Origin of the sequence: Actinomyces sp. oral taxon 849 str. F0330 (genome assembly GCF_000239715.1) — a bacterium.
GTDB lineage: Bacteria > Actinomycetota > Actinomycetes > Actinomycetales > Actinomycetaceae > Actinomyces > Actinomyces johnsonii.
Window position 1 is genome coordinate 61,852 of record NZ_JH470349.1, and the last position, 11,200, is coordinate 73,051.

Genomic DNA, 11,200 nt, shown 5'->3' on the forward strand with positions numbered 1-11,200 from the left:
TGGGGGCGGTGGTCGAGCCGGTGGGCCAGGCCGACGCGCTCGAGGGCGGCTCGGGCGCGGCGGCGGCGCTCGGAGCGGGGGATCCCGCTGTAGAGCAGGCCGTCGGCGACGTTGTCGACCGCGTTGACGCCGTCGGCCAGGTGGAACTGCTGGAAGACGAAGCCGATGCGGCTGGCCCGCAGGGCCGAGAGCTTGGCGTCGGACAGGGAGCCGACGTCGACGCCGTCGATCTCGACGCTGCCGGCGCTGGGCCGGTCCAGGGTGCCGATGAGGTTGAGGAGCGTGGACTTGCCCGAGCCCGAGGGGCCGACGATGGCGACGAACTCGCCGTAGTCGATCTCCAGGCTCACGCCCGCGCAGGCGGCTACGGGCGGCTCCCCGTAGGTTCTCTGCACGTCACGCAGGGACAGGATGCGGCTCATGTCTGCGGCACCACCACTCGCTGTCCCTCGGAGATGCCCTCGCCGGAGATCTCCACACGCCCTCCAGCGAACAGCCCGACAGTGACCGGCACTTTGCGGGTGGTGCCGCCGGATTCGACGATCTCGACGCCGTACTGGTCGGGGCTCAGGGCCAACAGTGCCCCGACAGGCACCGACAGGACGCCCTCGCGCTTATCGCTGGGCAGGTCGACGGTGACGGAGACCTCCTGGAAGTTGGCGGTCGCCGAGGCGTCGGTGAGGGTCACGGTGATGGGGATGACCCTTTCCTTGGAGTCACCGGAGCCGGACCCAGACCCTGAGCCGGATCCCGACCCTGAACCGGAGCCGGAGGACTTCTCAGTGGGCGTGCCCACGGAGGTGATCGTCCCGGTGGTGGTGTTGGCGTCGGGCAGCTTGATGGTCACGGCGGTGCCGACGACGGCGAGCTTCTGGTCGGAGAGCTTGATATTGGCGTCGACCACCTGAGTGGTGGAGGTGACGTCGTAGAGCTCGGCGTCGGCGGCGATGCGGTCCCCCACCCGGGCGGTGACCGTCCCCACGCGCAGGTCCCCCGGGGTGAAGACCATCCGTCCCAGCGGGATGGTCCCGGTCTGCGGCAGGCCGACTGCCTTCTGCCACTTCATGATGGCACTGGTCGTGGCCCAGCTGAAGTGGTTGTCAGGCTCGTAGTCGAAGTAGCCCATGTCGCGCAGGAGCGTCTCGAGCTGGCGGATGTCCTCGCCGTTGTCCATCCCGGCCTCGAAGGTGCGCCAAGCGGGCAAGGAACCGTGCATGAGGTAGGCGATCTCGGTGCCCGTACGGTAGAGGACATCACCCTGGGTCAGGACCGTCCCGGAGGCGGGCACCTGGATGAGAACGCCCTCGAAGCCCGACTTGAACTTGCGCGAGTCGGAGTAGCGCAGGGTCCCGGTCACGGAGGTCTGCCCCTGGAGGTCCCCCTTGGTGATGGTGTCGGTGGCGCCGTTGAAGGTCGACGTCGTCGGCTTGGCCTTGGCTGCGAAGGGGCCCGATTTGGAGGCGAAGGCGCCTGCGCCCGCACCCGCGGCCAGAACCGCGGCGGCCCCCATGGCCAGGAAGGCTCGACGTCGGGTGTGGCGCACCGTGCCCGGGTTGCCCGCCGTGTCGGTCGAGCCTCCGTCGGCCTGCGTGGAGGTGGTGGTCTGATCCATGTGTATGCCTGTCTGAGTGTGTGTCTGCGCGGCATCCCGGCCGCGCGAGCGAGTGGTGGGTCGGCTCCTGTACGTCGCCGCGTTACTTGTTCCCGAGTTCGGAGAAGCACTTGTTCATGACGTCCTGGGGGATATCGCCATTGAGCTGGAGCCCCTTGCCGGCCTCGGGGTCGGGGACGTCGTAGCCCTCCTTACGCAGGCACTCGGCGGCCTTGACCAGGTCCTGCTGCGTTTCGGGCTTGGCGAGGTCCTCGGTCCCCGGAGCGGGACCGACGGTCTTCTCGCACTCTTCGGCGGCCTTGTTGGCGGCGTCGGTCTCGGGGAACTGCATGTTCCCGTTGGAGTCGGGGTCGGAGACGTCGATGCCCTTGTCGCGCATGCACTTGGCCATCTTGAGCAGGTAGTCGTCCGCGCTGGTGGCGGAGGCGGAGGCCCCGGAGGCCGAGTCCGCCTTCGAGCCCTGGGAGCATCCGGTCATGAGTCCGACGGCGCACACGGCGCAGGTCACTACCGTGGCAGCGCGGGTGATGATCCGGGTGTTGAGGGGCTTCTTCATGGGAGAGGGTCCTTTCGGCTCATATGGGTCGGGGTGCGGTGACGCCCGTTCGTTCGGGGAACAGCCAACCGGGACCGGTGTTGCCACAAGGTTCACGATTTCGCTTATGTTGTGGCAACACGATGGCTGGTTGTCTCTAGAACCGGCCGCATACACCACAGCGAAGGAGATCAGGGCAATGCGCGTACTCGTCGTGGAGGATGAGGAGTACCTGGCCGAGGCCATCGCCACCGGACTGCGGCGCGAGGCGATGGCCGTTGACGTCGTCGGCGACGGGGCCAGCGCCCTGGAGCACGTAACGACCAACGACTACGACATCCTCGTCCTGGACCGGGACCTGCCCGTGATCCACGGCGACGAGGTCTGCCGCCGGGTGGTCAGCGAGCACCCCGGCATCCGGGTCCTCATGCTGACCGCCTCACGGGCGCTGGAGGCGCGCGTGGGCGGATTCGAGCTGGGGGCGGACGACTACCTCACCAAACCCTTCGAGTTCCCCGAGCTGGTGGCCCGGCTGCGGGCGCTGGGGCGGCGCAGCCAGCCGGCGCGAACTCCGGTCATCGAGGCCCACGGAGTGCGCCTGGATCCCTTCCGCCGGGAGGTCTACCGAGACGGGCGCTTCATCCACTTGAGCCCCAAGGAGTTCGCGGTCCTGCAGGTCCTCATGGAGGCCGAGGGCGGGGTCCTCAGCGCCGAGACGCTCCTGGAGAAGGCCTGGGACGCCAACGCGGACCCCTTCACCAACTCCACCCGGGTGACGATCTCCCACCTACGCCGCAAGCTCGGCGAGCCCTGGGTCATCCAGACGGTTCCCGGCGCCGGCTACAGGTTCAGCGCATGAGCGGGCAGGAGGCACCGCCCGACGACGCGGCGCAGCACAACGGCGTCAACGGCGCCCGGCCAGGACGCGAGGAACGGTTCCGCCGCCCCAAGCACCTGAGCATCCGGGTTCGCCTGACCCTGACCTACGCCGGATTGGTGACGGCCGCCGGCGTGGTCCTCATCGCCCTGGTCTACTTCTACACGCGCTATGTCACACTCAACATCGAGATCGGTGGGCCGGTCGGGGACACCGCCGCCGTGCCGGCCTCGCAGACCAGCGAGGTCACTCAGGTGGATACGAACCTGTTCGACCTGCTCAGCAGCATCATGCGCTCGGCCGTCGGCGCGCTGGCGCTGCTCGTGGTGCTCTCCGGGACGGTCGGCTGGATCCTGGCGGGGCGGATGCTGCGGCCGCTGTCCTCGATGAATGCGGCGGCCAAGCGGGCAGCGTCGGGCGACCTCAGTCAGCGCCTAGCGCTGTCCGGGCCACGTGATGAGATCCACGATTTGGCGGACACCTTCGACAACATGCTGGCCTCCCTGGAGCGCTCCTTCTCCGTCCACCGCCGTTTCGCGGCCAACGCCTCCCATGAACTGCGCACGCCCCTGGCCACCACGCAAACGATGATCGACGTCGCCCTGTCCGACCCGCAGGCCTCAGCCGAGGACCTGCGCACGGTACTCACCCGGGTGCTGGAGACAAATCGCGCCAACCGGGAGACGATCGACGCCCTCCTGGACCTGGCCGACGCCCAGTCCGGCAAGCTGGCCCGCGAGGATGTGGATATGGAGGCGACGGTTCGCGACGCCTTGGGCGTCATCGCCCCGGAGGTCGCCGAGCGAGACCTGCGCGTCTCCACCCACCTGCGGGCCATCCAGGTGCAGGGCGACCCGGTCCTCCTGCGCCAGAGCGTCTCCAACCTCCTGCGCAACGCGGCCCGGTACAATGTCGACGGCGGCCGGATCACGGTGGGCATGGCGCGTCTGGACGACGGCGTCCGGCTGACGATCCGCAACGACGGCCCCGTCGTACCCAAGGACAAGGTCGACTCGCTGCGCGAGCCCTTCGTTCGCGGTGAGGGGCGAGGACGGACCCGGGGATCCGGACATGGGCTGGGCCTAGCGATCGTGACGGCCGTGGCCACAGCCCACGGCGGCAGACTCAGTTTGAGCGCCAATCCCTCCGGCGGGCTGACCGCTGTCCTCGAGCTGCCCGGAGACGAGGGAGAACCTGCCTCACACCTATGACCCGCTGTCGGCTGACGGCCGCCAACCGACAGGGTTGGCGGCCGTCCGGAGCCAGAAGCCGACTGTGCTCCTATGCGGCCGGTCGCAGCGCGACCGGTCAGGCCTGCTGGCCGTTCTTGCTGGAGTTGATGACGAGCTCGATGAAGAGCCGGACCAGGCCGATCTGCACGATGGTCCAGGGGGCGTTGACCAACAGATCCCCGAAGAACCGGCCAGCGTAGAAGACCTCGGCGTAGGGGTGGGAGTCGGCTGCGGCGCTGTAGGCCATGTAGCCCCACCTGAAGACCAGGGCGACGGCGGCAATGTAGAAGAACACCTTGCCGAATTTCTCAGCGAAGGGCTTGGCCGTGTCGAGCAGGTTGCCCACGAAGTTGTCCCCTGCCGGCGCCGGCGGGAAGGGCTGACCCGGAGCGCCAGGAGCAGCAGGAGCGCCCGGGGCACCGGGAACGCCCTGGAACTGCTGCTGGGGCGGGTAAGGCTGGCCCGTTGCCGGAGCAGAGGGAGCGGAGGGCTGCTGCTGATAGAAAGGCTGACCGGGGTTGGGGGGCTGAGTCATGAGACTGTTCGCTTCCTTCAGTGTTGGGGACGCAAGCAGGCTACCGTGTCTACAGTGCCCTGTGAAACGGGCGGATCAACCCGCGCATCTTGCGATACGACTCACAACTCTCATCCTGCCGGGAAATCGCTCACCGCGGAGTCGATCAGCCCCGTTCCACCATGTGAACAACCGGAGATCCGGGACTCGCGCACCGGCGTGGACCTGCGAATGATCAATGGACCAGATCGTATGCACCGGGAGTCGCGACGGGACCTGTTGAGGCTACTGCGACAGGAGCCGCGGGGAGGCGGCGGCGACGCTCGCTGCGGGCCACGGCGGTGCGCAGCAGGGTCTCGAAGGGACCGGCATGGCCTCCGCGCTCCAAGACGGCGCACAGGCCGACCGTCGCCAGCCAGACCGCCGCCGCGATTCCGGCGACCCGGGCCTCGCCCAGGTGGAGCTGGATACCGGTCAGGGCGGGCAGGGCCAGGAAGACGGCGGCGAACAGGAAGCTCTGAGAGAGATAGGCCGTCATGGAACGCCGCCCCACATTGGAGGCCAGCTTGCGCAGCCCCGTCAGACGGCCGTCCTCCCTGGGCCCGCCGGCGTAGAGGGCCAACAGCGCGAGCCAGCCACAGGCCCCGGCCAGTCCTGTGACCTCGTGAAGCGGAGCGGTCCAGGCGACCAGGGTTCCGCCTGTGGCCCAGAGGCCGTACCCGATGCCTCCCGCGACCCCGATCCCCAGGCCGCCCAGGCCGACGGCGGTCAGCAGGCGGCGGTGCCGCTCGGGGTGGGCGATGAGGTCGGTATCGGCCAGACGCGCCCCGAGGAACATCGCCGGAACCACCATCGAGAAGAGCACCGTTGCGACCGAGTTCCCGGCCCAGGAGGTGATGGAGCCAGAGACGTAGGACAAGAGGGTCGTAGCCGATTCGCCGGCCCCCTGCTTCATGACCGCCGCAGCAGTCAGGCCCTGAGCCGCAACATGGCTGCCCATGGTGTACATCGTCGAGATGGTGGCGGCAGTGACGACGGCGCTAACGGCCATGGCCCGCTTGCGGTGCTTGCGGGTCAGCCATCCGGCGAAGACGACGGCGGCCAGGCCGTAGGTGCCGATGATGTCGCCGGAGAAGAGCGCGGCATGGGCCGCGCCGAAGAGAATCATCCACGCACCCCGGCGCCGCACGAGGCGGCGGGCGTCGACGGTGGCCTGCTCACGCGCCCAGGACTCCTCCTGCGACGTCGGCTCACGTCCGGCATCCACGCCAGGGAGGGACTGAAGATAGCTCTGCGTCCCGGAAGCGATACGCCGATTGACCATGGTGGCCAGCCCGAAACCGAACAGGAGGGAGAACAGCGGGTAGGCGCGGTGATCGACCAGAAGGGTGCGCATCCACAGCCAGGCCATGTCTGCGGCGTCGCCGGGGGCGGAGGAGCGCGTCACGCTGGTCCAGAAGGGGATGTTGGCCAGGGCGATGAACAGGAGCATGAGGCCACGAGAGACGTCCGGGGCTGGGAAGCGCAAGCCCCGGGTACCGGTGAAGGAAGTCGCGAGTTTCATGTCTTCCACGGTAGGAAGCCCCTGTGGCCCGCGCCTCCCCCGCCAGGGCTGTTCTCCGGCCTTGATCCTCTCCCGCCCGAGGGGGTGAGGAAGGCCCTGTCCCTCCTCCCGGAGGACCAGGGCCCCTCATCCTGACGGCCGCCTGATCGCGGGCCGATGGCCACGAGCCGCGGGCGCATTGTCCGCCCAGCGTCGTTCCGGATGGGCGTCAGCGGGTCAGGAGGCCGACGGCGGCGCCGGGCGAGAACGCTTGCGCTCACTGCGAGCCACGGCGGTGCGCAGCAGGGTCTCGAAGGGACCGGCATGCCCACCGCGCTCCAGCGCCGCGCACAGGCCGACCGTCGCCAGCCAGACCGCCGCGGCAACCAGGGCAGCCGCGGCCTGCCCCAGCCACAGACGCTCCCCCGTCACCAGAAGGGGAACGATGACGAAGATGAACCCGAACAGAATCGTCTGACTCAGGTAAGCGGTCATGGAGCGGCGCCCCACGGAGGAGGCCAGCTTGCGCAGCCCCGTCAACCTGCCGTCTTCCCTGGGCCCGCCAGCGTACAGGGCCAACAGCGCCAACCAACCGCAGGCCCCGGCCAGGCCGAAGACCTCTTTGGCTGCGAAGTCCCACGGCCACGCCGAGATGGACATCACCTTGGTCAGAGCGCTGTGGAGCACGCCCCCGACCCCCAGCGTCAGGCCGCCGATTCCCATCGCCGCGAGCAGACCTCGGTGCAGCTCCGGGTGGATGATGATATCGGTGTCAGCCAGGCGTGCGCCGATCACCGCGGCGGGGACGATCAGTGTGATGAGGAACTGCACGAACAGGGCGTAGATCCAGCTCGAGATGTTGACGACGAACCAGGGCAGCGTCGTGGGTGTCGAGCTCGTTTGCTCCCCGGACATCTGTGCAGCCATCTCTGGAGCAAAGAGATCTATTGCCATGTAAGCACAGACCACCACTACAGCAATGACGACGCCGACGATGCACAGGGCGGTGTACCGCTTGCGCGAGAGCCATCCAGCGAAGACGACGGCGACCAGACCGTAAACGCCGATGATGTCTCCGACGAAGAAAATGCCGTGGACGAATCCGAACAGGATCATCCACCAGCCCCGGCGCCGCACGAGGCGGCGGGCGTCGACGGTGGCCTGTTCACGGGCCCAGGCCTCCTCCTGCGCCGTCGATTCACGGTCTGCATCCACGCCGGGGAGGGACTGAAGATAGCTCTGCGTCCCGGAGGCGATACGCCGGTTGATCATGGTCATGAGACCGAAGCCGAACAGCATCGCGAACAGCGGATAGGCCCGGTGGTCGACGAACAGCGTCCGGACGAATACCCACCAGGCATCGGCCGCCGACGCCCGGAAAGTACTGGCGGACTCTGCCGGTACCCTGCTCCACTGGGGTACGTTGGCCACTGCGATGAGCAGGAGCATGAAGCCACGGGCCACATCTGGGGAGGGATAGCGCACCCCCCTGGAACCGGTGAATGATGTGATGAGATGCATGCCATTGAACATATGGCACCCCGTACCCCCGGACCTCCCTCCACAGAGGGAACCCTACTTGTATCGTCCTCCTTCTTCAGGAGTAGCCGCCCTCACTCTCCTCCTCCTGAAGGAGGAGAGGGAACCTATCTTCATTCGGAAGCTCCGGTGGGGACGGCTACGGCACCAACCTCCGGCGACGGCGGGGCCGGGCGAGGACGCTTGCGCTCGCTGCGGGCCACGGCGGTGCGCAGCAGGGTCTCGAAGGGACCGGCATGGCCTCCGCGCTCCAAGACGGCGCACGGGCCGACCGTCGCCAGCCAGACCGCCGCCGCGATTCCGGCGGCCCGGGCCTCGCCCAGGTGGAGCTCAATGCCGGTCAGGGCGGGCAGGGCCAGGAAGACGGCGGCGAACAGGAAGCTCTGAGAGAGATAGGCCGTCATGGAACGCCGCCCCACATTGGAAGCCAGCTTGCGCAGCCCCGTCAGACGGCCGTCCTCCCTGGGCCCGCCGGCGTAGAGGGCCAACAGCGCGAGCCAGCCGCAGGCCCCGGCCAGCCCCGCCACCTGGTGAAGAGGAACGGCCCAGAGGATCAAAGGCCCTCCCGTGACCCACTGAGCGAGCCGAATACCGCCCACGGCGCCGAGCCCCAGGCCGCCCAGGCCGACGGCGGTCAGGAGCCGGCGGTGCCGCTCGGGGTGGGCGATGAGGTCGGTATCGGCCAGACGCGCCCCGAGGAACATCGCCGGAACCACCAACGATATCGGCGTCGTACTCAGGTTGATGGCCCAAGCGGTGACACCGTGGGAGACGTAGGACAAGAGGGTCGTAGCCGATTCACTGGCCCCCGCGCGCATATCCGTCGCCGAGGCTGCACCCTGGGAGGTCATGGAACTGATGATGACGCAGGTGATGACGACGCCGGCAACAAGGATGACGGCGCAGAGGACCGCTGCCCGCTTCCAGTGCTTGCGGGCGAGCCACCCAGCGAAGATGACGGCGACCAACCCGTAGGCAGCGATGACGTCACCGGAGAAGAGCGCGGCGTGGACGAACCCGAACAGGATCATCCACGCACCCCGGCGCCGCACGAGGCGGCGGGCGTCGACGGTGGCCTGCTCACGCGCCCAGGACTCCTCCTGCGACGTCGGCTCACGTCCGGCATCCACGCCAGGGAGGGACTGAAGATAGCTCTGCGTCCCGGAAGCGATACGCCGATTGACCATGGTGGCCAGCCCGAAACCGAACAGGAGAGAGAACAGCGGATAGGACCGGGCGTCGATCAGAAGAGAGCGCACCCACAACCAGGCCGTGTCTGCGGCATCGTTGGGAGCCGAGGCCCGCGCCACGCCGGTCCAGAAGGTGATATTGGCCAGAGAGATGAGCAGGAGCATGAAGCCACGGGCCACATCCGGGGAGGGATAGCGCACCCCCCGGGAGCCGGTAAACGATGTCGCGAGTTTCATACCCTCCACGGTAGAAAGCCCCTGTGATCCACGCCTCCTCCGCCGGGGCTGTCTTCCGAGCCTGTGCCTCACCCGTGGGCATGAGAGGAGCCCCGGCGCTTCCACCCGGAGGACCAGGGCCCCTCATTCTGGAGACTGTTGTGAAAGACTGCCGGATTCAGGTGCGCCCGCAACGACCCCGGCACGTGGCCCGCACCCTAACCTTCGCATCACAACCTCGCGGCCGACTGATCGCACCTCGATGACCCGCGAGGCATGGGTTCCACGCCGGTGAGCAACCGCCGCGAGCTCAGTATCTGCCCAGCGTTGCCCCCGGCCGAGCGTCAGCGCGTCAGGAGGCCGACGGCGGGACCGGGCGAGGCCGCTTGCGCTCGCTGCGGGCCACGGCGGTGCGCAGCAGGGTCTCGAAGGGACCGGCGTGACCACCACGCTCGAGCACCGCGCACAGGGCCAACGTCACCAGCCAGACCGCCACAGCAATCCCGGCGGCCCGGGCCTCGCCCAGGTGGAGCTCAATGCCGGTCAGGGCGGGCAGGGCCAGGAAGACGGCGGCGAACAGGAAGCTCTGAGAAAGGTAGGCCGTCATGGAACGCCGCCCCACATTAGAGGCCAGCTTGCGCAGCCCCGTCAGACGACCATCCGTTCTCGGACCACCGGCGTACAGGGCCAACAGCGCGAGCCAGCCACAGGCACCGACCAGCCCCGCCACCCTGTCAAAAGAAACCGCCCAGACAACCAGGGGCCCACCCGTGGCCCGCACGGCGATCGCGATGCCGCCCACGGCGCCGAGCCCCAGGCCGCCCAGGCCGACGACGGTCAGTAGGCGGCGGTGCCGCTCGGGATGGGCGATGAGGTCGGTATCGGCCAGACGCGCCCCGAGGAACATCGCCGGAACCACCATGGAAAGGAGTGCGCCGCGGACCGTACCTCCGGCCCAGCTAGTGAGGCCATCGGAGATGTAGGACAGGAGCGTGACGGTCGAACCATCGGTCTCCTCGCGCATAGCCGTCGACGAGGTCGTGCCCTGGGAGACCATGAGACTGCCTACGATGAAAGTGACGACAACGTTGGCGACAACGATGACGGCGCTTACAACCGCGGCTCGTTTCCAGTGCTTGTGGGCGACCCACCCAGCGAAGACGACGGCGACCAGACCATAGAGGCCGATGACGTCGCTGTCGAAGAGCATGGCGTGGGCGGCGCCGAAGAGAATCATCCACGCCCCCCGGCGCCGCACCAGGCGACGGGCGTCGACGGTGGCCCGCTCACGGGCCCAAGACTCCTCCTGCGACGTCGGCTCGCGCCCGGCCTCCACGCCGGGGAGGGACTGAAGATAGCTCTGCGTCCCGGAAGCGATACGCCGGTTGATCATGGTCATGAGCCCGAAGCCGAACAGCATCGCAAACAGCGGGTAAGACCGCTGGTCGATGAACAGCGTGCGCACCCACAACCATGCCGTGTCGATGGTGTCGGCCGGAGAGGTGGAGGACCGCGCTAAGTAGACCCAGGTGGGAACGTTGGCCAGGGCGATGAGCAGGAGCATGAAACCACGGGCCACATCCGGGGAGGGATAGCGCACCCCCTTAGAACTGGTGAAAGAGGTGACGAGTTTCATGCCCACCACGCTAGGAAACCCCTACGATCCACACCTCCTCCGCAAAGGCTGCTCATCAGCACCGGTCCCCTCCGCCTGAGCGGTGAGAAGGGGCCTGGCACCTCCTCCTGGAGGACCAGAACCCCTCATGATGGCCGCCTGATCGCGCCTCGATGACCCGCGAGGCACGGGTTCCACGCCGGCGAGCAACCGCCCAGCGCTGCCCCCGGCCGGACGTCAGCGCGTCAGGAGGCCGCCGGCGGGGCCGGGCGAAGCCGCTTGCGCTCACTGCGGGCCACGGCGGTGCGCAGCAGCGTCTCGAAGGGA

At 68.2% G+C, this 11,200-nt stretch carries 10 protein-coding genes; 2 read left to right on the top strand and 8 right to left on the bottom strand.

All coding sequences use genetic code 11. The features are described 5' to 3' along the window. The 3 genes from HMPREF0975_RS02380 to HMPREF0975_RS02390 form a co-directional block, all read right to left on the bottom strand. Positions 1-422, bottom strand: a 422-nt coding sequence (locus HMPREF0975_RS02380; protein ID WP_009232521.1) for an ABC transporter ATP-binding protein, incomplete at its 3' end; no start/stop codon positions are given. Beyond that, positions 419-1,612: a peptidoglycan-binding protein gene (locus tag HMPREF0975_RS02385; RefSeq protein WP_009232522.1), complete on the bottom strand. Its 1,194-nt coding sequence runs from the start codon at positions 1,610-1,612 to the stop codon at positions 419-421. The genes HMPREF0975_RS02380 and HMPREF0975_RS02385, both read right to left, overlap by 4 nt. Positions 1,613-1,694: 82 nt before the next feature. Then, the gene (locus tag HMPREF0975_RS02390; protein ID WP_009232523.1) at positions 1,695-2,168 is read right to left on the bottom strand and encodes a hypothetical protein; all 474 of its coding nucleotides are present in this window, start codon (positions 2,166-2,168) and stop codon (positions 1,695-1,697) included. A gap of 178 nt (positions 2,169-2,346) precedes the next feature. Here HMPREF0975_RS02390 and HMPREF0975_RS02395 point away from each other — a divergent pair, with 178 nt between their 5' ends. Then, positions 2,347-3,006, top strand: a complete 660-nt coding sequence (locus HMPREF0975_RS02395) for a response regulator transcription factor (RefSeq protein WP_009232524.1) — start codon at positions 2,347-2,349, stop codon at positions 3,004-3,006. Continuing rightward, positions 3,003-4,235 carry a sensor histidine kinase gene (locus HMPREF0975_RS02400; RefSeq protein ID WP_009232525.1) on the top strand — a complete coding sequence of 411 codons (1,233 nt, stop codon included), beginning with the start codon at positions 3,003-3,005 and terminating at the stop codon, positions 4,233-4,235. The genes HMPREF0975_RS02395 and HMPREF0975_RS02400 overlap by 4 nt, the downstream gene beginning before the upstream one ends. 97 nt (positions 4,236-4,332) lie before the next feature. On the opposite strand, the gene HMPREF0975_RS02405 is transcribed toward HMPREF0975_RS02400, so the two are convergent. The 5 genes from HMPREF0975_RS02405 to HMPREF0975_RS02425 form a co-directional block, all read right to left on the bottom strand. After that, positions 4,333-4,791 (bottom strand): hypothetical protein, encoded by a 459-nt coding sequence (locus HMPREF0975_RS02405; RefSeq protein ID WP_009232526.1) that lies wholly within the window; start codon positions 4,789-4,791, stop codon positions 4,333-4,335. A 214-nt stretch (positions 4,792-5,005) separates the two neighbouring features. Further along, a complete protein-coding gene (locus tag HMPREF0975_RS02410; protein WP_009232527.1) occupies positions 5,006-6,334 on the bottom strand; it encodes a DUF418 domain-containing protein in 1,329 nt (442 codons plus the stop codon). A gap of 216 nt (positions 6,335-6,550) precedes the next feature. Further along, on the bottom strand, positions 6,551-7,834 hold the full coding sequence (locus HMPREF0975_RS02415) for a DUF418 domain-containing protein (RefSeq protein WP_049939384.1): 1,284 nt from the start codon (positions 7,832-7,834) through the stop codon (positions 6,551-6,553). A 131-nt stretch (positions 7,835-7,965) separates the two neighbouring features. Continuing rightward, positions 7,966-9,279, bottom strand: coding sequence for a DUF418 domain-containing protein (locus HMPREF0975_RS02420; RefSeq protein ID WP_009232529.1), 1,314 nt, complete (start codon positions 9,277-9,279; stop codon positions 7,966-7,968). A gap of 331 nt (positions 9,280-9,610) precedes the next feature. After that, positions 9,611-10,894: a DUF418 domain-containing protein gene (locus tag HMPREF0975_RS02425; protein WP_009232530.1), complete on the bottom strand. Its 1,284-nt coding sequence runs from the start codon at positions 10,892-10,894 to the stop codon at positions 9,611-9,613. Positions 10,895-11,200 lie beyond the last annotated feature (306 nt).

Coding starts and splice junctions, on each gene's coding strand:
- HMPREF0975_RS02385 (WP_009232522.1), bottom strand. CDS start 1,612: ATGGATCAGACCACCACCTCCACGCAGGCCGACGGAGGCTCGACCGAC.
- HMPREF0975_RS02390 (WP_009232523.1), bottom strand. CDS start 2,168: ATGAAGAAGCCCCTCAACACCCGGATCATCACCCGCGCTGCCACGGTA.
- HMPREF0975_RS02395 (WP_009232524.1), top strand. CDS start 2,347: ATGCGCGTACTCGTCGTGGAGGATGAGGAGTACCTGGCCGAGGCCATC.
- HMPREF0975_RS02400 (WP_009232525.1), top strand. CDS start 3,003: ATGAGCGGGCAGGAGGCACCGCCCGACGACGCGGCGCAGCACAACGGC.
- HMPREF0975_RS02405 (WP_009232526.1), bottom strand. CDS start 4,791: ATGACTCAGCCCCCCAACCCCGGTCAGCCTTTCTATCAGCAGCAGCCC.
- HMPREF0975_RS02410 (WP_009232527.1), bottom strand. CDS start 6,334: ATGAAACTCGCGACTTCCTTCACCGGTACCCGGGGCTTGCGCTTCCCA.
- HMPREF0975_RS02415 (WP_049939384.1), bottom strand. CDS start 7,834: ATGCATCTCATCACATCATTCACCGGTTCCAGGGGGGTGCGCTATCCC.
- HMPREF0975_RS02420 (WP_009232529.1), bottom strand. CDS start 9,279: ATGAAACTCGCGACATCGTTTACCGGCTCCCGGGGGGTGCGCTATCCC.
- HMPREF0975_RS02425 (WP_009232530.1), bottom strand. CDS start 10,894: ATGAAACTCGTCACCTCTTTCACCAGTTCTAAGGGGGTGCGCTATCCC.